Raw genomic sequence first — 21,512 nt, 5'->3', positions numbered from 1 at the left:
CCGCAACGGACTCCACCGACGGGGGGCGCGAGATGAACGCACTGCACAGCACCAACTCCAGCGCAGTTGTCACGCGTCTCCACGACGTCGTGAGGAACTCCGCGAAGTCCGGGGCCGAAGGGGGCGGCCGGGGGTGTGCGCACGGCACCGGGCGCCAGCGCGCGCAGACCATGCACGTGGCCGCGGAGGTCACGGGGGAGCGGCCGGCCGGCTCGGAGGCGGAGTTCACCGCCTACGTCCAGGCGCGCCGAGCCTCCCTGTACGCGACCGCCTACCACCTGACCGGCGACCGCTTCGAGGCGGAGGACCTGCTGCAGAGCGCCCTCTTCTCGACGTACCGCGCCTGGGACAGGATCAGCGACAAGGCGGCCGTCGGCGGCTACCTGCGCCGCACGATGACGAACCTGCACATCAGCGCCTGGCGCCGGCGCAAGCTCAACGAGTACCCGACCGAGGAACTGCCGGAGACGGCGAACGACACGGACGCGATGCGCGGCACCGAGCTGCGCGCCGTGCTCTGGCAGGCGCTCGCCCGGCTGCCGGAACTCCAGCGGACGATGCTGGTCCTGCGCTACTACGAGGGCCGCACCGACCCGGAGATCGCCGACATCCTCGACATCAGTGTCGGCACGGTCAAGAGCAGCATCTGGCGCTCGCTGCGCCGACTGCGCGAGGACGAGGTCCTCAGCTTCGACCGTGACGAGGAGGAGTCCTTCGGCGAGCTGGTGGCCTGAAGGTTGTGACCTCTCCCACGATAGGGAGCCCGCTCCGTATCGGGGGAGAGGTCGTCACGGGGGGGCCGCGGTCTCGGGGGAGACGGCGGTCCGGGGGAAACGCGGCGGGGCCGGACAGGCCGGGGGGGCCTGTCCGGCCCCGCCGCATGTCCCGGCCTCCGTTGCGCGAAGAGAGGCCCGGGGGTTGTCCGGAAGATGGCGTCCGGGGCCGATCCCCGAGTCGTTACGCCGTCTCGCGGGCGGCGCGGGTGCGGTGGCGGCCGGCGGCTGCGGCCGCGAGGCGGCCCAGGGCCTCCGCCTTGCCGCAGGGGTGTGCGCCCAGCGCCGACTGCCGGGCCACGATGCCGCGTTCGGCGCGCATCAGGCGCCAGCCCCGGCGCAGCAGGAACGGGACCGACTTGCGGCCCTCGGTCAGGTCACGCAGCAGTCTTCGCCGGAACGTCGTCGCGGGACGGCCGCGCAGACAGAGCGCGTCGGCGAGCAGGTCCAACTCCTGGCAGCGCGTCACGATGTCCGCCGCGAAGATCCCCTCGGCGACGAACAGCGGGGTGCGCTCGATGTCGAGTGCCTCCCTGCCCACGCGCGCGCTGGTGGCGATGTCGTACACGGGCACGGTCGTACGCCCCGTACGGCACAGCTCCTCGATCGCCGCGACCGCCGCGTCCGCGTCCCAGGACAGCGGGGAGTCCCAGTCGATGTCCGCGCTCCCCGTCACCTGCGGGAGCGTCGGGTCGTCGCCCTCCTTGTAGAAGTCGTCGAGGCGCAGCACCGGCAGGCCCGTGCGCGCGGCGAGCGACGACTTTCCGGAACCGGAGGGCCCCGCGAGCAAAACGACGCGCGTGGATATGGGAGATGAGCTCACGGAGAACAATTGTGCGCCATTCATCCGTGAGGGTGACCCCACTGGGGAGTGGTTGGTATCGAGCATCACATGCCCACTACGTTGCGTGTGCTCATGCTTACTCACTCAGGCGGGAATCCCATGGCACGTCACGCAGGTCCCAAGTCCCAGCGGAGCGCACTGCTGCGCGTAGGTCTGGCCGTCACCGCGGCCGGTGCGGCGCTCAGCGCGGGCGGTGGGGCGGCCCAGGCGGCGGCGCAGGACGAGCCGCAGCAGGCCGGCCGGACCGGTCAGGCCAGTCAGGCAAGTGTCGACAACCCGCTGGAGAAGGTCGATCTGGCGGCGACGGGCCGGGGCGTGAGCGCCGCGCTCGGATACACGACCGCCGGTGTGCTCGCGCCGGTCAAGGACATCCGGCCGAACCCGCTGGCCGGCACGGGGGTGAACCCGCTCGACAACGGCCTGGGCACACAGGTCGCGGATTTCAAGCCGGTCAGTACCGGGATGGTGACCGCGCCGCTCACCGACGGCGGGGCGGTCCAGGAGCTGCCCCTGCTGGGCGCCGTGACCGACCTGCTGCCCGGCTGACCCGCAACGCGGGATGCGGGGGCCCGTACCCGGCCCTGCGACGGGTACGAGCCCCCGCGCCGCGCGTCAGTACGCGGAGCCGGACGCGCCCAGCGACCCCGTGGGGTGCCAGACCGTCTTCGTTTCGAGGAAGGCCGTCAGCCGGTGCGTGCCCGGGTCGGCCGTCCAGTCGTCCACAGGCTGTGGACGCAGGACCCGCTTGAGGTTGTCCGCCGCCGCGATCTCCAGGTCGAGAGCCAGATCGGCGCCCGCGCCCGTGAGGTCGATCGCGTTGACGTCCTGGTGCGATGCGAGCGGGGCCGCGATCTCCTGCGTACGCCCGGTCAGGATGTTGACGACTCCGCCCGGCAGGTCGGACGTGGCCAGCACCTCGCCCAGGGAGAGCGCCGGGAGCGGCGACTTCTCCGAGGCGACGACGACCGCGGTGTTGCCGGTGGCGATCACCGGCGCGAGCACGGAGACCAGCCCGAGGAACGACGACTCCTGCGGCGCGAGGACGGTGACGACGCCCGTCGGCTCGGGAGTGGAGAGGTTGAAGTACGGGCCCGCGACCGGGTTCGCGCCGCCCACCAGCTGGCCGATCTTGTCGGTCCAGCCCGCGTACCAGACCCACCGGTCGACCGCCGCGTCGACGACGGCCGCCGCCTTGGACTTCGACAGTCCCTCGGCGTCCGCCACCTCACGCACGAACTGGTCCTTGCGGCCCTCCAGCATCTCCGCGACGCGGTAGAGGACCTGGCCCCGGTTGTACGCCGTGGCGCCCGACCAGCCGCCGAACGCCTTGCGGGCCGCGACGACCGCGTCCCGGGCGTCCTTGCGGGAGGCCAGGGGGGCGTTGGCCAGCCACTTGCCCTTACCCTTGCCCGCCACGCCGGCGGCTGATGTTCCCGTCGTCACTTCGTACACCCGGCCGCTCTCGGAGCGGGGGAACTTGCCCCCGACGTACAGCTTGTAGGTCTTGAAGACAGTCAGGCGGTCAGACATTGAGGTACGCCTCCAGGCCGTGGCGGCCGCCCTCGCGGCCGTACCCCGATTCCTTGTAGCCGCCGAAGGGCGAGGTCGGGTCGAACTTGTTGAAGGTGTTGGCCCACACGACACCCGCGCGGAGCTTGCCCGCGACCGCGAGGATGCGCGAGCCCTTCTCCGTCCAGATGCCCGCCGACAGGCCGTACTGGCTGTTGTTGGCCTTGGCGACAGCCTCGTCGGGCGTGCGGAAGGACAGCACCGACAGCACCGGGCCGAAGATCTCGTCGCGCGCGACCGTGTGCGCCTGCGTGACGTTCGTGAAGAGGGTCGGCGCGAACCAGTAGCCGGAGGAGGGTAGTTGACACGGTACGGACCAGCGCTCGGCACCCTCCGACTCGCCGGCCTCGACGAGGGTGGTGATACGGGAGAGCTGCTCGGCGGAGTTGATCGCGCCGATGTCGGTGTTCTTGTCCAGCGGGTCGCCCAGGCGCAGCGTGCCGAGCCTGCGCTTGAGGCTGTCCAGCAGCTCGTCCTGGATCGACTCCTGGACCAGCAGGCGGGATCCGGCGCAGCAGACCTGGCCCTGGTTGAAGAAGATGCCGGTGACGATTCCCTCGACGGCCTGGTCGATGGGGGCGTCGTCGAAGACGATGTTCGCGCCCTTGCCGCCCAGCTCCAGGGTGACCTTCTTCGACGTGCCGGCGACCTGCTTGGCGATCGCCCGGCCGACCCCGGTGGAGCCGGTGAAGGCCACCTTGTTGACGTCCGGGTGCTCGACGAGTGCGGCGCCCGCGTCCCCGTAACCGGGAAGGATGTTGACGACGCCCTTGGGCAGACCGGCCTGGCGGCAGATGTCGGCGAAGAACAGGGCGGACAGCGGGGTCGTCTCGGCGGGCTTGAGGACGACGGTGTTGCCCGTCGCGAGAGCCGGGGCGATCTTCCACGCGAGCATCAGCAGCGGGAAGTTCCAGGGAATGACCTGGCCCGCGACGCCCAGCGGCCGCGGGTCGGCGCCGTACCCGGCGTGGTCGAGCTTGTCGGCCCAGCCCGCGTAGTAGAAGAAGTGCGCGGCGACCAGCGGGAGGTCCGCGTCGCGGGTCTCCTTGATCGGCTTGCCGTTGTCGAGGGTCTCCAGGACGGCCAGCTCGCGCGAGCGCTCCTGGATGATCCGCGCGATACGGAAGAGGTACTTCGCGCGCTCGGCGCCAGGCAGCGCGGACCACTTCTCGAACGCCCTGCGGGCGGCCTTCACGGCCCGGTCGACGTCCTCGGCGCCCGCGCGGGCGACCTCGGAGAGGACCTCCTCGCTGGACGGCGAGACGGTCTTGAAGACCTTGCCGTCGGCGGCCTCGGCGAACTCGCCGTCGATGAACAGGCCGTAGGAGGGGGCGATGTCCACGACCGAGCGGGACTCGGGAGCGGGTGCGTACTCAAACAGGGATGCCATGGTGATCAGTCCACCGTCACGTAGTCGGGACCGGAGTAACGGCCGGTGCTCAGCTTCTGCCGCTGCATCAGCAGGTCGTTCAGCAGCGAGGAGGCGCCGAAGCGGAACCACTCGTTGCTGAGCCAGTCCGCACCGGCGGTCTCGTTGACCAGCACCAGGAACTTGATCGCGTCCTTCGTGCTGCGGATGCCGCCCGCCGGCTTCACGCCGATCTGCACTCCAGTCTGCACCCGGAAGTCGCGTACGGCTTCCAGCATCAGCAGAGTGTTCGGCGGGGTGGCGTTCACGCTCACCTTGCCGGTGGAGGTCTTGATGAAGTCCGCGCCCGCCAGCATGCCGAGCCAGGAGGCCCGGCGGATGTTGTCGTACGTCGCCAGCTCGCCGGTCTCGAAGATGACCTTCAGGCGGGCCTTGTCCCCGCACTCGGCCTTCACGGCCACGATCTCCTCGTAGACCTTGAGGTAGTGCCCGGACAGGAACGCCCCCCGGTCGATCACCATGTCGATCTCGTCCGCCCCGGCGGCCACGGCGTCGCGGACGTCCGCGAGCTTCACCGGCAGCGCGGCGCGGCCCGCCGGGAAGGCGGTCGCGACGGAGGCGACCTTGATGCCCGTACCGGACAGCGCCTCCTTGGCGGTGGCCGCCATGTCCGGATAGACGCAGATCGCGGCGACCTTCGGCGTCGTACGGTCGGTCGGGTCGGGGTTGGCGCCCTTGGCGCAGAGCGCCCGGACCTTGCCCGGGGTGTCCGCGCCTTCGAGCGTGGTCAGGTCGATCATCGAGATGGCCAGATCGATGGCGTACGCCTTCGAGGTGGTCTTGATCGAACGGGTACCGAGGGAGGCGGCGCGCGCTTCGAGGCCGACGGTGTCTACGCCGGGCAGCCCGTGCAGGAAGCGGCGCAGCGCACCGTCGGACGTGGTCACGTCGGCGAATGCGGGTGCAGAGGTGGGCATGGTCACCAGATGAGCATATCTACGCGCGTAGCGGCCTGTACAGCCCCAGCCCCGTTCCGCGGGTGTGACGTGAGGCAGAATCGGCCGTATGACAAGCACCCCCGGCCGGTCCGGCCCGCCCCCCGAGCCGACGCCCACGCCGGCGTACGCCGACCGGGTCTTCCGGTCGTCCGCCGCGATCGTCGGCGGTGTCCTGGTGCTCGCGCTCGCCGGGTGGATCGGCGTCGACGCGCTGGTACGCGGGCAGGGCCGCACGCCCTGGGCGGCGGTGGCGGGGCTGCTGTTCGTGGTGCCGCTGGTGGTGGCCTTCTCGCTGCGGCCGGCCGTGTTCACCAACGACGACCGGCTGCGGATCCGCAACCCCTTCCGCACGATCACGCTGCCGTGGGGTGCGGTCGACGGCGTACGGTCGGGCTACTCCAGCGAGGTGCTGGCGGGCGGCAGGAAGTACCAGCTGTGGGCCGTCCCCGTCTCGCTGCGCCAGCGCAAGCGGGCCGCCCGCAGGCAGGCGACGCAGGCGCACGACGACCCGTACGGCAGGACATCCGTGACCGCCGACGTCACCGACGCGCGGGCACGCCGGGCGCCGGCCGACCAGACCGTCGACGACCTGCGCGAGCAGGCCGAGCGGTGCGCGGCGCGCCCGGCGGCGCAGGGCGCGCCGGCCGTCCGCTGGGCGTACGAGATCATCGCGCCGTGCGTGGTGGGTGTGGTCGCGGTCGTCGTTCTGCTGGTCACGGGCTGACGTATCGGGGGTGCGATATACGCCGGCCCGTGAGCACAGGCATGAGCGCAGGCATGAGCGGGGGCTTGGCCGGTGCGTGGCCTGCGTGGCGGCTCAGATGCCCGCCGCGGCCGACAGGTCGTGCTTGAGCGCGGCGAGGATGCCGCCGGCCCGCTCCTTGGCCGCCAGGAGCCCGCTCGCGTCCGCGACGGGCACGACGGTCTCCAGGTAGCACTTCAGCTTCGGCTCGGTGCCGCTCGGGCGCACGATCACGCGGGCCTTCACCTCGCCGTCCAGGTAGTAGCGCAGCCCGTCGGTCGGCGGGAGCGTGGCCGTACCCCGCGTCAGGTCCTCCGCGGACGTGACGGTGAGACCCCCGAGGGCGGTCGGCGGCTGCTCGCGCAGGCGGCGCATCGCGTCGGCGATGACCGTGAGGTCCTCGACGCGGACCGACAGCTGATCGGTGGCGTGCAGACCGTGCTCGACGGCGAGGTCGTCGAGCAGGTCGACGAGCGTGCGGCCCTGCTCTTTCAGCTCGGACGCGAGCTCGGTGACGAGCAGGGCCGCCGTGATGCCGTCCTTGTCGCGTACGCCCTCGGGGTCGACGCAGTAGCCGAGCGCCTCCTCGTAGCCGTAGCGCAGGCCCTCGACACGGGCGATCCACTTGAAACCGGTCAGAGTCTCCTCGTACGCGAGCCCCGCGGCGGCGGCGATCCGGCCGAGCAGCGACGACGAGACGATCGACTCGGCGAAGGTGCTGTTCTTACCGGACACCCCCTTGCGCACGAGGTGTGCGGCGAGCAGGGCGCCCACCTCGTCGCCGCGCAGCATGCGCCACCCGGTGGCGTCGTCCGCGTCCGGCACGGCGACGGCGCAGCGGTCCGCGTCGGGGTCGTTGGCGACGATCAGGTCGGGTACCGCGCTGCGGGCGGTGGCGAAGGCCAGGTCCATGGCCCCCGGCTCCTCCGGGTTGGGGAAGGCGACGGTGGGGAAGTCCGGGTCGGGCTCGGCCTGTTCGGCGACCAGGACAGGCTCGGGGAACCCGGCGCGGGCCCAGGCGGCCGTCAGGACGTCCTTGCCGACGCCGTGCATGGCCGTGTAGACGACTCGGGCGGTGCGGGGGGACCCCGGGCTCAAGACCTTGTCCGTACGCGCGAGGTAGGCCTCCAGGACCTCCTCGTCGAGCGTGAACCAGCCGTCCTCGGGGCGCGGTACGGCGTCGAGGGAGGTCACCGCGTCGATCGCGGCGGCGATCTCGGCGTCGGCCGGCGGCACGATCTGCGAGCCGTCGCCGAGGTAGACCTTGTAGCCGTTGTCCCGCGGCGGGTTGTGGCTCGCGGTGACCTCGACGCCGGCGACGGCGCCCAGGTGCCTTATGGCGAACGCCAGGACGGGGGTGGGCAGCGGGCGCGGCAGGAGGGCGGCGCGCAGACCGGCGCCGGTCATGACGGCTGCGGTGTCGCGGGCGAAGTCGGCGCTCTTGTGGCGGGCGTCGTAGCCGATGACGACGAGGCCGTCGGTCTCGCCCTTCGCCCTGAGGTACGCGGCGAGGCCGGCGGCGGCGCGGATGACGACGGCGCGGTTCATGCGCATCGGGCCCGCGCCGAGTTCGCCGCGGAGGCCGGCTGTGCCGAACTGGAGGGTGCCGGCGAACCGTGCGGTGAGCTCGGCCACGTCCTCGGCGTCGATGAGCTTGCCGAGCTCGTCCCGGGTGTCGCTGTCCGGGTCCTCGGCCAGCCAGGCCTTGGCGCGCGCGATCAGATCCTGCTGCACGGTGTGTCCGCCTTTCTGCGGGTGCGGTGCGGGTGCGGTGCGGGGTGGCTGGGGGTTACGGGTACCCGGGCCGGTGGGCCGCTGCGCGGAGCTGTCCCCTACCCGCCCCTTCCCGAAACTGGGGCTCCGCCCCAGACCTCGGTCCTCAAACTCCCCCATAGCCTTAGGGATAGGGGAGGGGCCCCCTCGACGGGCTGGAATTTCCCGGGGCGGCGAGTCCCGGGCGGCGCCCGGCGCATCTCAGCCCGTCCGGCGATTGAGGACACGCCTGGAGGGCGTCCGGGGTCTGGGGGCATGCCCCCAGTTTCGGGAAGGGGCGGGTGGGGGAAAACGCCCCGGCACGGGCTAGATCCGGTTCAGGACCTGGGCCAGGAGCGAGCCCATGCGGGTGGCCGAGTCGCGGCCCGCCTGCAGGACCTCCTCGTGGTTCAGCGGCTCCCCCGAAAGCCCCGCCGCCAGGTTCGTGACCAGCGAGATGCCGAGCACCTCCGCGCCCGCCTCACGCGCGGCGATCGCCTCAAGCACCGTGGACATGCCGACCAGGTCGCCGCCCATGACGCGGACCATGTTGATCTCGGCCGGCGTCTCGTAGTGCGGGCCGGGGAACTGGACGTACACGCCTTCCTCCAGCGTCGCGTCCACCTCCTTGCACAGCGCGCGCAGCCGCGGCGAGTACAGGTCCGTCAGGTCGACGAAGTTCGCGCCGATGATCGGCGAGGTGGCCGTCAGGTTGATGTGGTCGCTGATCAGGACCGGCTGGCCGGGGCGCATGCCCGCGCGCAGGCCGCCGCAGCCGTTCGTCAGGACGATGGTCTTGCAGCCGGCCGCCACCGCGGTGCGCACGCCGTGCGAGACGGCGGCGACGCCGCGGCCCTCGTAGTAGTGCGTACGGCCGAGGAAGACCAGCGCGCGCTTGTCTCCGATCTTGTACGAGCGGACCGTGCCCGCGTGTCCGGCGACGGCCGGCGGCGGGAAGCCCGGCAGTTCGGTGACGGCGAACTCGTGCTCGGGCGCGCCGAGCGCCTCGGCGGCCGGCACCCAGCCCGACCCCATCACGAGGGCGACGTCGTGGGTCTCGGCGCCGGTCAGCTCGCGCAGGCGCGCGGCGGCGGCGTCTGCGGCCGCGTGGGGGTCGGCGGTTCCGTCGGCGGGGGCAGGAATAACAGATGCGTTCACGCGGACGAGGGTAACCGCTTACGCCCTACGCGCGTAGATGTCACTGCCGACGTTGTTCACATTGTTGCTTTGGGGGATCGCACAAGCGGCCTGGCGCCGGTCTCAGCAGGGGCGCTTGCGCAGTTCCATGACGTAGTCGTGCGGGGCCCCGGCCGATTCGGCCGCGTCGGCGAGTTCGCCCAGGTAGCGGGCGGATGGCAGGCCGCCCTCGTACCCGTTCAGGACGTACAGCCAGACCGGCTCCTCGCCCTCCAGGGTGTGCACGCGCACCCGCATGCGCCGGTAGATGTCGAGTCCGACACCCTCCCAGCGGTCCATGGAGTCCTCGTCCATCGGAGCGATGTCGTAGAGGGCGACGAAGACCTGGGACCGCGGCGCCTCCACGATCGTGGCGAGCGCACCCTCCCAGCCCATCGACTCCCCGCCGAAGGTCAGCCGCCAGCCGTTCAGCCAGCCGGTGCCGCGCAGCGGTGAGTGCGGGGCGCGGCGCGTCATCAGCCGCGCGTCGAGGTTGCCGGCGTACGCGGCGTAGAGCGACATGAGGTTGAGGGTACGGGAGGGGCTCGCGCGGTGGGGCAACCGACGGCATGGGCCCGGATGGAGGCCCCGGGACGAAGCACCTTGAAGCGTGCGGGAGAATGGAGTACGTACTGCATTCCCCCCGGGCGATCCCCGGATCCCCGGCCGAGCGGGCAGGCGGGCCGGGATTGACAATGCGAGGCGGACTTTTTCGTGACCCGGATCGTGATCATCGGTGGTGGACCCGGCGGATACGAGGCGGCCCTGGTGGGCGCCCAGCTCGGCGCGGAGGTGACCGTCGTCGACCGCGACGGTCTGGGCGGGGCGTCGGTGCTCACCGACTGCGTACCGTCCAAGACGCTGATCGCCACCGCCGAAGTGATGACGACCTTCGACTCTTCGTACGAGGAGTTGGGCATCATCGTGGCCGACGACACGCCGCACATCGAACAGGCGGCCCGCGTGGTCGGCGTCGACCTGGGCAAGGTCAACCGCCGGGTGAAGCGCCTCGCTCTCGCGCAGTCCCACGACATCACCGCGTCCGTCACCCGGGCGGGGGCCCGTGTGCTGCGCGGCCGCGGCCGGCTGGAGGGCCAGCAGGGCTCCGACGGCTCGCGCACCGTCGTCGTCACGTACGCGGACGGCGCCGAGGAGCGGCTGACGGCCGACGCGGTGCTGATCGCCACGGGCGGTCACCCGCGAGAGATCCCCGACGCGCTGCCCGACGGCGAGCGGATCCTGAACTGGACGCAGGTGTACGACCTCGACGAGCTGCCCGATGAGCTCATCGTGGTCGGCTCCGGCGTGACCGGCGCCGAGTTCGCCGGCGCGTACCAGGCGCTCGGCTCGCGCGTCACCCTCGTCTCCTCCCGGGACCGAGTGCTCCCCGGCGAGGACCCGGACGCCGCCGCCGTCCTGGAGGACGTGTTCCGGCGCCGCGGTATGAACGTCATGGCCCGCTCCCGCGCCGAGTCCGCCAAGCGGGTCGGCGACCGGGTGGAGGTGACACTCTCCGACGGGCGCGTCATCACCGGCTCGCACTGCCTGATGGCCGTCGGCGCCATCCCGAACTCCGCGGGCATGGGCCTGGAGGAGTCCGGCGTACGGCTGAAGGACTCCGGGCACATCTGGACCGACAGGGTCTCCCGCACCAGCGCGCCGGGCGTGTACGCCGCCGGCGACGTGACCGGGGTGTTCGCGCTGGCGTCCGTCGCGGCCATGCAGGGCCGCATCGCGATGTACCACTTCCTGGGCGACGCGGTCACGCCGCTGAACCTCAAGACGGTCTCCTCGAACGTCTTCACCGACCCGGAGATCGCCACCGTCGGCTACACCCAGGCCGACGTGGACGCGGGCAAGATCGACGCGCGCTCGGTGAAGCTGCCGCTGCTGCGCAACCCGCGCGCCAAGATGCAGGGCATCCGCGACGGCTTCGTCAAGATCTTCTGCCGGCCCGGTACCGGCATCGTCGTCGGCGGCTGCGTCGTCGCCCCGCGCGCGAGTGAACTGATCCACCCGATCTCGATCGCGGTCGACAACAACCTGACGGTGGAACAGATCGCGAACGCCTTCACGGTCTACCCGTCCCTGTCGGGTTCGATCGCCGAGGTCGCCCGGCAGCTCCACACCCGCAAGACCGCGGGCGAGGGGTAGGACGAGCAGCGCCGGGGAGGCGCGAACGCGTCCCCCAGGCCCACGCGGTCAGTCGTCGCCTGTGTGCGGGAGTCATCTGCACGAGGCGACAAGGCGCGCCAGATGCCTCCGCGCGAAGCCGTGTTGATAATCGACCGCGCACGTCATTGCCGGCAGTGCATCGGTGCTGGTGAAGGTCAGGACCGCGACTACCGAGCAGCTACAGGACGTATTGCGCCGGATCTACGCGATCAACGGGGTCAGCGGGACGCAGGCCACGGTGGTGCTGGAGACTCTCTTCGAGCGGCCGGTCTCCCCGCAGGTTAGGTGATGCCTCTCTCAAGTCGCCCTCTATCACACACTGTCGTCACCTGTGGGCAACTTCTGTTATTCGGTGCATACTGCTGAAAAGTATCGACCGGTGGCATTACTGTCAGTTTCGTGTTCGCTGCAGAACGTCGCCAATTGATCCTCGAAATGGTGCGCGCCAACGGGGCAGTATCGCTCCGTGAGCTCGCCCGTGTCGTCCAGACCTCCGAAGTGACCGTACGGCGGGACGTGCGGGCACTGGAGGCAGAAGGACTCCTCGACCGCCGGCACGGCGGTGCGGTATTGCCGGGCGGTTTTACGCGGGAGTCCGGCTTTCCGCAGAAATCCCATCTCGCGACCGCGGAGAAGACGGCCATCGCCGACCTCGCCGCGGGACTCGTCGAAGAGGGCGAAGCCATCGTCGTCGGCGCCGGGACGACCACCCAGGAGCTGGCCCGCCGGCTCGCCCGGGTGCCCGGCCTGACCGTCGTCACCAACTCCCTGCTGGTGGCACAGGCGTTGGCGCATGCCAACCGCGTCGAAGTCGTCATGACCGGCGGGACACTGCGCGGGTCGAACTACGGGCTGGTCGGCAGCGGTGCCGAGCAGTCCCTCCAGGGCCTGCGGGTCTCCCGGGCGTTCCTCTCCGGGAGCGGGCTGACCGCCGAGCGCGGCCTGTCGACGTCCAACATGCTGTCGGCGAGCGTCGACCGTGCGCTCGTGCAGGCCGCGGCCGAGGTGGTGGTCCTCGCGGACCACACGAAGCTGGGCAGCGACACCATGTTCCAGACGGTCCCGACCGACGTGATCACGCGCCTGGTCACCGACGAGCCGCCACCGCACGACGACCGCGCCGCGACCGAACTGCAGGCGCTGGCCGACCAGGGCGTGCAGATCGCCGTCGCGGGCGCCGGGGCCCACGGCTCCGGGAGCGACCCCGTACCCCAGGGCCGCGGGCCGCGCCGGGACATGCCTCTGCCCGGCCAGCGCCGTACGCACCCGGGGGGCTCCGGGGCGCAACTGCGCAGCGCGGGATCCCTGGTGGACCAGCAGCAGACGACGCCGTCCGAGCGCGCCCGCGTCGCGGACCTGCGCCGCCGCTGAGACGGGCGGGGGTGGGGGCGGGGGGCTGACGGGGGCCTGTTCGGAGCTAGGGAGCGTATTGAGTCGTGATCAATTTGCGGGATGTGCCTTCGCGGCAGGGCCGGATCCGGTAGACCGTCTTGCGTGACGCGTGTGCAACTGACGGACCCGGAGTGGGCGTTCATCGAGCCGTATCTGCCGATCGGCGAATACGGCCCGTACCCCGAGCGGCTGCGACAGCAGTTCGAGGGCGTGATCTGGCGGTTCCGGACGGGTGGGCAGTGGCGGGAGATGCCGGCGGAGTTCGGTGCCTGGTCCACCGTCCACAACCGCTTCCGGCAATGGCGCGACACCGGCGTTTTCGAGGCCCTGCTGGAAGGGCTGATCGCGGAAGCCGCGAAGCGGGGCCAGGTAGACCTATCGCTGGTCAGCGTGGACTCCACCACTGCCCGGGCCCACCACGACGTGGCCGGGATGCACCTGTGGCCGCCCTGGAGAAGGCCGCTACCGAGGAAGAGAAGGCCAGGTCAAAGGGGGCAGTCTCGAAGAACAAGGCGGGCAGGACACCGAAACAGATCACGGGCGGGAAGAGCGACGACGCATCAGACGTCGGCGAAAACTCCGGCTGAAGGCCGCTCTGCTCATCCGCTCCAGGGGCGGGCAGACCAGCAAGGTTCACCTCGCCGCTGACCGGAAGTGCCGCCCGCTGGCATTCGTCCTGACTGCGGGACAGGCCGCCGACAGCCCACAGTTCATCCCCGTCCTGAAGAAGGTCCGGGTGTGTGGGCCTGTCGGCCGTCCCCGCACCCGGCCCGGCGCGGTCGCCGGAGACAAGGCGTACTCGTCCCGCGGCAACCGCACCTACCAGCGCAAACGCCACATCAAGGCGGTCATCCCGGAGAAGAAGGACCCGGCCGCCCACCGGAAGAAGAAGGGCAGCGGGGGCGGAAGACCTGTGAGCCACGACATCGAGCTCTACAAAGAACGGAACACCGTCGAGCGCGCGATCAGCAGGATGAAGGCGTGGCGAGGCATTGCCACCCGCTACGACAAGAGCCCGGGGAGCTACCTCGCTGGCCTCCACCTCCGCGCCTCAATGATCTGGATCAGGGACCTCACTCAACCCGCTCCTTGATCACGACCAAATACACGCCCTAGCACCGGCACCGCTCTGGCAGGGGTCCTCGGCGTGTGAATCCAGAGCCATCTGTGACTCACCGTTCAGCTTGGACTCGATGGCCGCGAGCTATCGCGGCCAGTTCACCGCCCGCACCACCGACGACGTCGAAACACCCTCTTTGCTATCGCGCCGGTGGGCTCGGCTGGGGTGCTGCCCGGCGCAGAGGGCTCAACTGCTGCGGCGGCACTGCCGTAGTCAGCTTGGGGCCCGACTACGGCAGTGCCTGAGCGGTCTGCGAAGATCAACACCTAAGATCAGATCAGCGGGGAGATGTGTCAGTGACCAACCGTTCAGGCGCGAGTCAGGTTTCGCCGGCTGTCCAGATACTGGGGTACTTGCTGGGAACGCTGTGGTTCGCATTTCTTGCTTTCTCTGGTGACGAACGCCCCACTTGGCTGCGGGCGGTGTATGGCGTCACTGCAATCGTGTTCGCCGCGGGGGGTGGAGCAACTGCCATTGCCCGCATGAGGGGCCATGCTTCCAGCGGAGCCAGAAAGAGCAGTTGAGACCGCCGCCGGGGTGGAGACGCCCCGGCGTGATCCCCGTACCGCACCTTTGCACGGGAAGCGATCGGCGGCACGTTGCTCAGCTGCGCAGCGGTCGGCGTCGTTCCTCGATTCGCCTCGGCAGACGCGCGGAACGTCCCCAGGGGAACGGCCGCTGCGGCCGTTGCTGCTGAAGGCCGGGTCGTCAGTGACGGAGTCGCGCAGTAGCGCATCCGCAGTACGCCTGGGCTGGAGCGCCTGCAAAACTGCCGGGGCAGGCTACACAGGCGAATTGCAGGGCTGGGGTCGGCAGAGCACATTCGCCGGCTGCAAACCGCGGCAGTTCTCGCGAAGCCGCGAGGATTCGTCGGAGAGGGGCCTGCCTTCAGGGGGAACGGCGTGTGTTTCGCATGTGGGCTGGGAGCGAGCAGGCGGTTGTGCCGCCGGGCAGGCGGTGCCGGTTTCTCGCGATGGTCCGGTACACACCGCGTGCGGCCCAGCTGACGGGCGGGATGGTGAGGGCGGTGCCGAGCCACTTCCAGCGCCGCCGCCCGCTCTTCAGCAAGGCGGCCAGTGCGCGCGGCCCGCCGTAGATCCTTCCGCTGTCCGGACTGATCCAGAGAACAATGCCGGGAAGCTTGGCTTGATCATCTCGTGTGGCTGTCGGGCTCCGCGGTGGTCGGCGGGGTTGTGTCGAGTGGGATGATTTCGATCCCGTATCCGGTGATTTTTGTGCTGCGGCTGGCCGGCCCGGCGGGTTTCGAGGGGAAGATGGAGCTGGGGCGTTTCACGGTCCGGGGGCAGACCCGCAGGCGTCGCTCGGCCGATCGCAGGTTCGCCAGCAGCGACGTGGTCATCTCGGCGAGGTGGGTGCCGATCCGCGCCGTGGTGCGGATCACGGTGTCCCGGGCGACGGTCAGGGCGACAGTGAAGGAGAGCCGGTCGGCATCGAGCCCGTGGCCGGCGGCGGTGGAACTGATCGTGCGGCGGATCGCCTGGTGGGTGACGAGATACGCCCAGATCTCCTGGTTGACCAGCGCGGGTGTCTTCGATCTCAGGACGGCGCGTGCCCCGCGCTGAGTGATCTTCAAGTCCCGGAATTCGAGCTCGGATTCCCACCGCTGGGAATACAGTGCGGCCAGTTCACCGGCGGGGAAGGCCGCAGGGTCGAGCAAGGTGGTGATGAGCCGGTAGGGCTCATGGCGTCGTGACCCGTCGGCGGCCTCGATGACGACCACCATCTCGATCACCCGGATCCGTACCGACCGGGGCCGCCCCGCCAGGGCTTTCGTGATGTTCTTGTGCGCGTGCCGGGTCGCGAGCCAGGAGCCGTCGGGCAGGACCTCGTCGGGGACCAGCCGCACCGCCGCCGAGATCCGCCACAACAGATCCGCCCCGCCGGCGGCGGCATCGACCCACAGCAGCCAGCCCGGGAATCCCCGGTCGGCCAGGACCAGCATCCCGGGGCGCATCCGGTCCAGCAGGCGCCGTGTCAGGTCCTGCTCACAGACCCGGCGGATGTCGAACGCCACCCCGAGCAGCGCCCGGGTCCCGCACTCGATCAGCGCGACCAGGCGGACCTGGGGGAACGCGGCGATCCGCCGCTGATTGCGGGTCCGGCCGAACACCGCGTTCACCGCGGTGTCGGCGACCTCGAGAAACGTGCCGTCCACCGAGGCCAGCCGAAGCCCCCGCCAGAACACCCCCGGCATCGCGACCGTGCCGACCGGCCCGGCGATCCGCTCGAACAGTAACCGGAACGGCTCCGGGCCCAGCGTGACGCGGCGCTGCCGCAGCGCCGAGGAGGAGACCAGCTGGCCCCGCGCGGCCAGCCGCGCCGTCCCACCGGCCAGCTTCGACAGCACCGACCGGTAGCCGTCTCTCGGGAACAGCGTCAACGCGAGCACGAAGAACACACACGTCACCGCGCAGAGTTTGCCGTCACTACGCCGGTCCCCGCGGCCGGAAGCCGCCAGCACATCCGTGACCATCCGCCGTGTCACAACCTGGCGCAACACACCCAGCTGCCCCGTCTGTCCCGCGCTCGCACGCGACGACCCCTCTATGCCAGACTCCCCAGACAACGAAGCTCCTGTTCCGAACAAGTCGATCGTGGTAGATCGCTCGTTCTACAGGAGCTTCGCTGCATCCAGCGCCCGCACACGAGATGATCAAGCCAAGCTTCCCGGCATTGATCCAGAGAACCTCACGGTCGGCTCTCTGTTCCGTGACGCCCATAGCGGCGAGGTCGGCGGACTGCCACGGGGTGAATCGCACGCGTGGTTGGATCCTGCGTCGGGCAAGCTCCATTGTTCTGCTACAAAACCCGCAGTCGCCGTCGAACAACAGAGTTGGCTGGCTTGTCTTCATGGCTCGCTCTCTTGAATGCGCCACGGTATGGCGACTTCTACTGCACGGGTGCGGAGGTCGCTCATCGCGACGTCTCACAGCTGGGTGAGCAGCGCGGCCAGACTTCCAGCCCATGCTGCGGCGGCTCGAGACGCCACCCGGATGACCGTGCCGGCCTGCACCCCTTCCGCAGTTGTGCACGGGTTGCCGGTCCTGCCGATGGCGGAGAAGAGACCCCACATCAGCGCTCCGGCGCCAAGGGCCCACAGCACGGGAGGAACAGTCAGCCAATCGCCCAGACGCCATGTGAGCCAGAGCGCGACTGCGCCGAAGGAGGCGTGGACGCACATGAGCGTGCGCAGTCGGACCCTGGGGGTGGCGCTGTGGCGCAGGTTGACCGCCAGTAAAGGGGCGGGAGCACCGAGGGAGCCCATCACGGTGCCCACGGCAGGGGTGATGCGGGTCGGGGGGTGGGATGCCGGCAGGCCGAGTAGTCGCTGGGCGATGACGTCTACGGAGCGGTCGGTGTTCGACAGCACGACGACGCCCATTTGGGTGGTGCGGTCGTAGCCGATGTATGAGGTGAACCCGCCCGTTGCTCCGTTCTGCCAAGTGATGTTGCGTCCGCTGATTGTGCTGGTGTGCCAGCCCAGACCGGTTCGGCCTCCGGGCTCCGCGTCGTGGGTGGGCGCGGCGGCGCGAGCTCCGGGCGCTGTCTTCTGGATGACAGCACGGAGGAAGAGTCCGAGGTCTCGTCCGGTCGTCCAGATGTCACCTGCCGGGGTGTATCCCGAGGCGTACCAGTGCGCTGTGGACGGGCCGGTGGCCTGCTGACCGCGGGCGACGTTCGAAGGAATGGGGTCGTTGATGCGCATGACGCGCGTGTCCCGCATCTTGAGCGGTTCGAAGATGTTCGTGGTGAGCAGCTCCGTGTATGGCAGACCAGTGCGGCGCGTTGCCATGTAGCCGGCGAGGGCCATGCCAAGGTTGGAGTAGCTGTAGGTTCCGGGGCTTCCAGCAGAGGCGGTTTCGGCCGCGCGGAGCACATCTCGCTCGCTCAGGCCGCGGTAGGGATCTTGCCCGAGGAGCACCAGTTCCGCGTTCCGGGCGGTCATCCTCAGACCTGGGGGCATCTTCTCCAGGCCGGCGCGATGGGTGGCGAGGTCTTCCAGAGTGGCACTGGCGACTGCTGGATCGGAGAAACGGCCCTCGGGGATCAGCTGTTCCAGGGAGGTAGCGAGGTCCAAGATCTTCCGGTCCTCGAGTTCGGCCAGGAGCATGCCGGTCATGGGTTTGCCGATGCTGCCAGCCTCGAACACAGTTGATGCGTCGATGTCGCTGTGTGCGGCGTTGCCTGAGTCACCCAGCCCGGCGAACCTCAGGCTGCCGCGATCCACGACGGCTACTGACAGCCCCCGGTAGCCGCGGCCGTCGCCCGCAGCCTCACGTACTTGGGCCGCCAGGTTCCTGTCACCTGTCATGGCGCTTCCCAGCCGGGCGGGTGCGGGGGCCATCTGGCTTCCCGCACCCGCACAGATGGTGAGCAGTAGTGCCACGATCAGCATCCTGGTGCGAAGCGCGGTGATCGACGGCACTGGACTCGTTACTGCGTCGTGCAGCAGCAAGTGGCCGCTTCTCACTTGGAGGCGAGGATGGGCGAATGCGACGGCAGAAGCGCCTCGGCTTCGCCTGTGACTTCCGCAGGCGGCGGTGCGGGGGTGCACTCTGTCTTCGATTCCAGCGCTTCTGGCTGACCACGGAGGTGTTGCGCTGCTCTGATCAGGCGGAGGTAGTGCGCATCTCCCATGATGACCAGTTCAACTGCCACCACGGTGAGGGAGAAGCTGATAAGACCAGCCATGTGGAAGGCGATTCCCAGGTGCATGAGGATACCGCCGGCCACCGCGAAAAGGCGCCAGCGTCGGTTCAGCAGGAGGAATGCGAATGCGAGCTGGAAGAACACGGTTGCGTACGTGATCGCTACCACCAAGGTTGCGCTCTCGTAAATGAACCGGTTCACACCAGGCCATCCGAATTCATTCACCCTGAGGATGTAGTAAAGTGCGGTGCCGTTCTGCCACCGCTCTCCCTGCACTTTATACATTCCTGACACCAGGTAGACGGTGCAGATCTGCAGGATCACGGACAGGATACCGGCGTTATGAAGAAGCGAAGCAGCCCTGTAGCGCAACGACTGCTGGTCCTCGAAGGACTCTCTCTTCCTACTGCGAGCGTCCAGCGAAAAACGGGATCCAGAGTCGATGAAGACGAAAAACACCAGGACGATGACCGTGATATTGTCACCGCCATCGAGCAAGACAGGGTTCCTCTGATGCAGTGACCACAGGAAAACGTAGTGCAGGATGTTCATGGCCCGGGTTTTCCAACCCAACATGAACAGCAGAGCTGCCAGCATGCCCAGGTGGAAAATTATCTCGAACCATGCATTTGACCTGCTGACGGCGTAGAGGGATATTCCTTCTTCTGCGCCGGCGAAATTTTGCCAGGGCCACGATCCGGCAGGGCCCCACAGATATGCCCGCTCCATGTAGTCTCGGGCATATAGGTAGAAGCCGAGCCCACCCAGAATTATGCGCGCGAGTGAGCTCCCGATGAGAGCGCGGCGATTCAAACTGAGGTCATCGAGCCGGGCATAGAAGCGCATCTGTGTGCGGCATGCCGCCGTGTGCATTCTTGTGCGCATAACATGCAGATTCATCGTGCCACCCTCAGTGGCTTCATCCAGGCAAGGTCATAGTAGGAAACCTTTCCTCTATTGGCCCGGACTTCGCGCTCGGAAAACCTCGGGTACTTGTTTATTACTATGCGCACCTGCACAGAGCGGAAGCCCTCGCCCCACAGTGCGGTTGCCTCTGTGCTCGCTAGCGCCCGCACGTAGAGGAGTGCGCTGTCGCGTCCTTCGAGCTCACTCGGCGCGAGGGGAGGTACAAGCTCCGCCTTGGCAGCCGCATTCTCGGTGCCCTTCACGGGCGGTTTCTCGCGGCGCAGCTCATCGAGCTGAGGGTCGCGCCAGCCCTCAAGTCGCTGGCGCACGGCGGGGGCCAGGCGCTCGACACGGGACGGCCAGAAGCGCTGACGATGCAACTTGTCTATGTGTGGCGTAGTGACGTCCACCCACCTGGTGGTCGCCACAGCCCCATCCGGTAGCGACCGCTTGGCGCGGATCAGAAACCCAGAATCCTCCGTCACCGGTTCCGGAGCGAAGAGATGCCAGTCCTGTTGGAAGTACGGCGTCATGTATGCACGAATCTTATTGTCGTGCTGTTCGCGAATCGGATTAAAAGGAGTGTGGTGCAGTGCCGTCATGCTGAAATGAAACAGAACTGCAGTCGCTACCAGGAAACCAATCAAAGACAGAGCTGAGCGTCGGCCTCTGCTCCAGTTTGCAAGAGACCGGCTCGCGAAGTCTTCCGTCACTATTGCTCATCTTCCCCATGTGGCGGGCGCGAATAACGCGCCCGCCACCGACGCTAATAGCTGTCGACTAGTCGAACGAGCGTGACATGTCTATGTCGTTCTCGAAATCAATGCCTGCGTCGCCCCGCCTGAAAGCCTTCCCCTTCCTCTGCGGAATGGCATTGGAAGCCTTCACATAGTCGTATGCTGCACTGCCGGCCGCAGATCCGGCCGCCTTCTTCAGGAAGGAACCCCAGCGCATGGCCTGCATGTCGCCCTCTGCGACCTTTTCAGGCTCCTTGCCGGCATCCGCGAAAGCGACAGCCGTCGTCTCGCTCGCGGAGAAATCTGAATCAGCCGATGCGGACGAAGCGAAAACGATGCCGACGGTCAAACCGGCAACGGCCGCAGTGAGTGCGTGAAACTTACGCACGTGTACCCCCAGGAAATGGTTTCTCTGATGCTCGACACCTCAGGTGCGAACCTTCATGATCACACATGAAATATGGCGCTTCCTGATCATGGTGATCCAGGGCACACGATGCGAATATGATTGCGGAATCAATCACTCCGCTGCTTCTTTGTGGCCGAACCGCACAGACGGCTAACGGCACAACTCGAAAGACGGGCTGCTGACGCCGGGGGTAGGCAGACCTACGGCTGCGCCAGATTGAGGGGCCCTCGGGGCTCGACATCGACCACATGGTGCCGCTCGCCGAGGCGTGGGATTCCGGCGCATTGGCATGGACCGCGCAGTAAGAAGACCGTGGAACTGCCCCGCCTGGCCGTGAAGCACGAGCTGCTGGCCGTCCGTTCCTTCTATCTCGACATTGCGCTGTGGGCCACGGAGGACCCGGCGAGATGGGCCCGCTGGGCCGCACCCTCCATCAAGGCCACCGAAGCGGACGTCAAACGGGAAAGCCGAAGGACGAAGGAACGGGTGGACCAGCGCACCCGAACAGCGGGCCGAACCGCACAACGGGGCGGGACGTCGTCAGCGCCGCGGTCCTGGCGATCAACGCGGCGCTGATCGGCGGCGAGGATCTGGCGTGGCGACCGGCCCCGCCGTCACGTGCCCGCGCGCTGCTGCGCAAGATCGCTTTCAACGCGAGCGTCCCGGTGCTCGCGCTGGCCTACCTGGTGGACCGGGTCTCCGCGCCGATCGGGGGCGGTCGCGGCCTGTCCAACACGTACCGGGTGCTCGCGCGCCGGAGCTCCTGACCGGTACGAGGCAGCCGGGTGTCCGGTGCCCGCTCGGTCTCCCACGTACTCACCCATGGTGCCCGGTACGGTCACCCACCGTCCTTGGCGCGCCCGGGTGGAGCCCGTGACC

Annotated in this window: 20 protein-coding genes and 3 pseudogenes; 9 read left to right on the top strand and 14 right to left on the bottom strand. The window is 68.8% G+C overall.

The features are described 5' to 3' along the window. Nucleotides 1-32: 32 nt before the first annotated feature. Entirely contained in the window at nucleotides 33-734 is a 702-nt protein-coding gene (locus tag ACU6WZ_RS09655) for a SigE family RNA polymerase sigma factor (protein ID WP_447032696.1), read from the top strand. A gap of 223 nt (nucleotides 735-957) precedes the next feature. Here the strand turns inward: ACU6WZ_RS09655 and ACU6WZ_RS09650 are convergent, their stop codons facing one another. Continuing rightward, nucleotides 958-1,620 carry a uridine kinase family protein gene (locus ACU6WZ_RS09650; protein ID WP_447032695.1) on the bottom strand — a complete coding sequence of 221 codons (663 nt, stop codon included), beginning with the start codon at nucleotides 1,618-1,620 and terminating at the stop codon, nucleotides 958-960. A 96-nt stretch (nucleotides 1,621-1,716) separates the two neighbouring features. Between ACU6WZ_RS09650 and ACU6WZ_RS09645 the strand changes: the two genes are divergently transcribed. Beyond that, a complete protein-coding gene (locus ACU6WZ_RS09645; protein WP_447032694.1) occupies nucleotides 1,717-2,163 on the top strand; it encodes a hypothetical protein in 447 nt (148 codons plus the stop codon). Nucleotides 2,164-2,229: 66 nt separating this feature from the next. Here ACU6WZ_RS09645 and ACU6WZ_RS09640 read toward each other — a convergent pair whose 3' ends face one another. The 3 genes from ACU6WZ_RS09640 to deoC are packed head-to-tail and all read right to left on the bottom strand — an operon-like array spanning nucleotide 2,230 to nucleotide 5,532. Continuing rightward, a complete protein-coding gene (locus ACU6WZ_RS09640; protein WP_447032693.1) occupies nucleotides 2,230-3,147 on the bottom strand; it encodes an aldehyde dehydrogenase family protein in 918 nt (305 codons plus the stop codon). Beyond that, nucleotides 3,140-4,576 (bottom strand): aldehyde dehydrogenase family protein, encoded by a 1,437-nt coding sequence (locus tag ACU6WZ_RS09635; RefSeq protein ID WP_447032692.1) that lies wholly within the window; start codon nucleotides 4,574-4,576, stop codon nucleotides 3,140-3,142. The genes ACU6WZ_RS09640 and ACU6WZ_RS09635 overlap by 8 nt, the downstream gene beginning before the upstream one ends. Before the next feature lie 5 nt (nucleotides 4,577-4,581). Next, complete coding sequence (deoC, locus tag ACU6WZ_RS09630) at nucleotides 4,582-5,532, bottom strand: deoxyribose-phosphate aldolase (protein ID WP_447033956.1); 951 nt, start codon at nucleotides 5,530-5,532, stop codon at nucleotides 4,582-4,584. 88 nt (nucleotides 5,533-5,620) lie between these two features. On the opposite strand from deoC, the gene ACU6WZ_RS09625 reads away from it, so the two are divergent. Continuing rightward, nucleotides 5,621-6,277, top strand: coding sequence for a PH domain-containing protein (locus ACU6WZ_RS09625; protein WP_447032691.1), 657 nt, complete (start codon nucleotides 5,621-5,623; stop codon nucleotides 6,275-6,277). A 93-nt stretch (nucleotides 6,278-6,370) separates the two neighbouring features. Here the strand turns inward: ACU6WZ_RS09625 and ACU6WZ_RS09620 are convergent, their stop codons facing one another. The 3 genes from ACU6WZ_RS09620 to ACU6WZ_RS09610 form a co-directional block, all read right to left on the bottom strand. Further along, nucleotides 6,371-8,029 (bottom strand): phospho-sugar mutase, encoded by a 1,659-nt coding sequence (locus ACU6WZ_RS09620; RefSeq protein WP_447032690.1) that lies wholly within the window; start codon nucleotides 8,027-8,029, stop codon nucleotides 6,371-6,373. 345 nt (nucleotides 8,030-8,374) lie between these two features. Further along, on the bottom strand, nucleotides 8,375-9,205 hold the full coding sequence (locus tag ACU6WZ_RS09615) for a purine-nucleoside phosphorylase (protein WP_447032689.1): 831 nt from the start codon (nucleotides 9,203-9,205) through the stop codon (nucleotides 8,375-8,377). A gap of 102 nt (nucleotides 9,206-9,307) precedes the next feature. After that, on the bottom strand, nucleotides 9,308-9,745 hold the full coding sequence (locus tag ACU6WZ_RS09610) for a gamma-glutamylcyclotransferase family protein (protein ID WP_447032688.1): 438 nt from the start codon (nucleotides 9,743-9,745) through the stop codon (nucleotides 9,308-9,310). A 192-nt stretch (nucleotides 9,746-9,937) separates the two neighbouring features. Between ACU6WZ_RS09610 and ACU6WZ_RS09605 the strand changes: the two genes are divergently transcribed. From ACU6WZ_RS09605 to ACU6WZ_RS09590, 4 genes and pseudogenes are all read left to right on the top strand, one after another. Beyond that, nucleotides 9,938-11,377 (top strand): NAD(P)H-quinone dehydrogenase, encoded by a 1,440-nt coding sequence (locus ACU6WZ_RS09605; protein ID WP_447032687.1) that lies wholly within the window; start codon nucleotides 9,938-9,940, stop codon nucleotides 11,375-11,377. A 136-nt stretch (nucleotides 11,378-11,513) separates the two neighbouring features. Continuing rightward, nucleotides 11,514-11,687 (top strand): annotated as a pseudogene (locus ACU6WZ_RS09600) (Lrp/AsnC ligand binding domain-containing protein); the annotation flags it as partial. A gap of 146 nt (nucleotides 11,688-11,833) precedes the next feature. After that, complete coding sequence (locus ACU6WZ_RS09595; RefSeq protein ID WP_447033955.1) at nucleotides 11,834-12,769, top strand: DeoR/GlpR family DNA-binding transcription regulator; 936 nt, start codon at nucleotides 11,834-11,836, stop codon at nucleotides 12,767-12,769. Nucleotides 12,770-12,892: 123 nt separating this feature from the next. After that, nucleotides 12,893-13,883, top strand: a pseudogene (locus ACU6WZ_RS09590) (IS5 family transposase). Nucleotides 13,884-14,798: 915 nt separating this feature from the next. Here ACU6WZ_RS09590 and ACU6WZ_RS09585 read toward each other — a convergent pair. From ACU6WZ_RS09585 to ACU6WZ_RS09555, 7 genes are all read right to left on the bottom strand, one after another. Beyond that, nucleotides 14,799-15,008 carry a thiol-disulfide oxidoreductase DCC family protein gene (locus ACU6WZ_RS09585; RefSeq protein WP_447033953.1) on the bottom strand — a complete coding sequence of 70 codons (210 nt, stop codon included), beginning with the start codon at nucleotides 15,006-15,008 and terminating at the stop codon, nucleotides 14,799-14,801. A gap of 52 nt (nucleotides 15,009-15,060) precedes the next feature. After that, nucleotides 15,061-16,404 (bottom strand): IS4 family transposase, encoded by a 1,344-nt coding sequence (locus ACU6WZ_RS09580; protein WP_447028847.1) that lies wholly within the window; start codon nucleotides 16,402-16,404, stop codon nucleotides 15,061-15,063. Further along, nucleotides 16,358-16,723 (bottom strand): hypothetical protein, encoded by a 366-nt coding sequence (locus ACU6WZ_RS09575; protein WP_447033952.1) that lies wholly within the window; start codon nucleotides 16,721-16,723, stop codon nucleotides 16,358-16,360. Before ACU6WZ_RS09575 ends, ACU6WZ_RS09580 begins: the two co-directional genes overlap by 47 nt. 134 nt (nucleotides 16,724-16,857) lie before the next feature. Beyond that, complete coding sequence (locus ACU6WZ_RS09570; protein ID WP_447032686.1) at nucleotides 16,858-18,318, bottom strand: serine hydrolase domain-containing protein; 1,461 nt, start codon at nucleotides 18,316-18,318, stop codon at nucleotides 16,858-16,860. A gap of 80 nt (nucleotides 18,319-18,398) precedes the next feature. After that, nucleotides 18,399-19,481 carry an HTTM domain-containing protein gene (locus tag ACU6WZ_RS09565; RefSeq protein ID WP_447032685.1) on the bottom strand — a complete coding sequence of 361 codons (1,083 nt, stop codon included), beginning with the start codon at nucleotides 19,479-19,481 and terminating at the stop codon, nucleotides 18,399-18,401. Next, entirely contained in the window at nucleotides 19,478-20,020 is a 543-nt protein-coding gene (locus ACU6WZ_RS09560) for a DUF5819 family protein (RefSeq protein WP_447032684.1), read from the bottom strand. Before ACU6WZ_RS09560 ends, ACU6WZ_RS09565 begins: the two co-directional genes overlap by 4 nt. Before the next feature lie 247 nt (nucleotides 20,021-20,267). After that, entirely contained in the window at nucleotides 20,268-20,573 is a 306-nt protein-coding gene (locus tag ACU6WZ_RS09555) for a hypothetical protein (RefSeq protein WP_447032683.1), read from the bottom strand. A gap of 275 nt (nucleotides 20,574-20,848) precedes the next feature. Here ACU6WZ_RS09555 and ACU6WZ_RS09550 point away from each other — a divergent pair. After that, nucleotides 20,849-20,935, top strand: a pseudogene (locus tag ACU6WZ_RS09550) (HNH endonuclease); the annotation flags it as partial. A gap of 105 nt (nucleotides 20,936-21,040) precedes the next feature. Beyond that, a complete protein-coding gene (locus tag ACU6WZ_RS09545) occupies nucleotides 21,041-21,400 on the top strand; it encodes a hypothetical protein (protein WP_447032682.1) in 360 nt (119 codons plus the stop codon). Nucleotides 21,401-21,512 lie beyond the last annotated feature (112 nt).

The sequence above is a fragment of the Streptomyces hypolithicus genome (genome assembly GCF_052934925.1).
Note: the sequence above shows the minus strand (reverse complement) of the source record. Positions and strands in the feature narration are given on the sequence as shown.

What these genes read in the sequence shown, in the direction of transcription:
- ACU6WZ_RS09655 (WP_447032696.1), top strand. Translation starts at nt 33, where the DNA reads ATGAACGCACTGCACAGCACCAACTCCAGCGCAGTTGTCACGCGTCTC.
- ACU6WZ_RS09650 (WP_447032695.1), bottom strand. Translation starts at nt 1,620, where the DNA reads ATGAATGGCGCACAATTGTTCTCCGTGAGCTCATCTCCCATATCCACG.
- ACU6WZ_RS09645 (WP_447032694.1), top strand. Translation starts at nt 1,717, where the DNA reads ATGGCACGTCACGCAGGTCCCAAGTCCCAGCGGAGCGCACTGCTGCGC.
- ACU6WZ_RS09640 (WP_447032693.1), bottom strand. Translation starts at nt 3,147, where the DNA reads ATGTCTGACCGCCTGACTGTCTTCAAGACCTACAAGCTGTACGTCGGG.
- ACU6WZ_RS09635 (WP_447032692.1), bottom strand. Translation starts at nt 4,576, where the DNA reads ATGGCATCCCTGTTTGAGTACGCACCCGCTCCCGAGTCCCGCTCGGTC.
- deoC (WP_447033956.1), bottom strand. Translation starts at nt 5,532, where the DNA reads ATGCCCACCTCTGCACCCGCATTCGCCGACGTGACCACGTCCGACGGT.
- ACU6WZ_RS09625 (WP_447032691.1), top strand. Translation starts at nt 5,621, where the DNA reads ATGACAAGCACCCCCGGCCGGTCCGGCCCGCCCCCCGAGCCGACGCCC.
- ACU6WZ_RS09610 (WP_447032688.1), bottom strand. Translation starts at nt 9,745, where the DNA reads ATGTCGCTCTACGCCGCGTACGCCGGCAACCTCGACGCGCGGCTGATG.
- ACU6WZ_RS09595 (WP_447033955.1), top strand. Translation starts at nt 11,834, where the DNA reads ATGGTGCGCGCCAACGGGGCAGTATCGCTCCGTGAGCTCGCCCGTGTC.
- ACU6WZ_RS09580 (WP_447028847.1), bottom strand. Translation starts at nt 16,404, where the DNA reads ATGGTCACGGATGTGCTGGCGGCTTCCGGCCGCGGGGACCGGCGTAGT.
- ACU6WZ_RS09575 (WP_447033952.1), bottom strand. Translation starts at nt 16,723, where the DNA reads ATGGAGCTTGCCCGACGCAGGATCCAACCACGCGTGCGATTCACCCCG.
- ACU6WZ_RS09565 (WP_447032685.1), bottom strand. Translation starts at nt 19,481, where the DNA reads ATGAATCTGCATGTTATGCGCACAAGAATGCACACGGCGGCATGCCGC.
- ACU6WZ_RS09560 (WP_447032684.1), bottom strand. Translation starts at nt 20,020, where the DNA reads ATGACGCCGTACTTCCAACAGGACTGGCATCTCTTCGCTCCGGAACCG.
- ACU6WZ_RS09545 (WP_447032682.1), top strand. Translation starts at nt 21,041, where the DNA reads ATGGGCCCGCTGGGCCGCACCCTCCATCAAGGCCACCGAAGCGGACGT.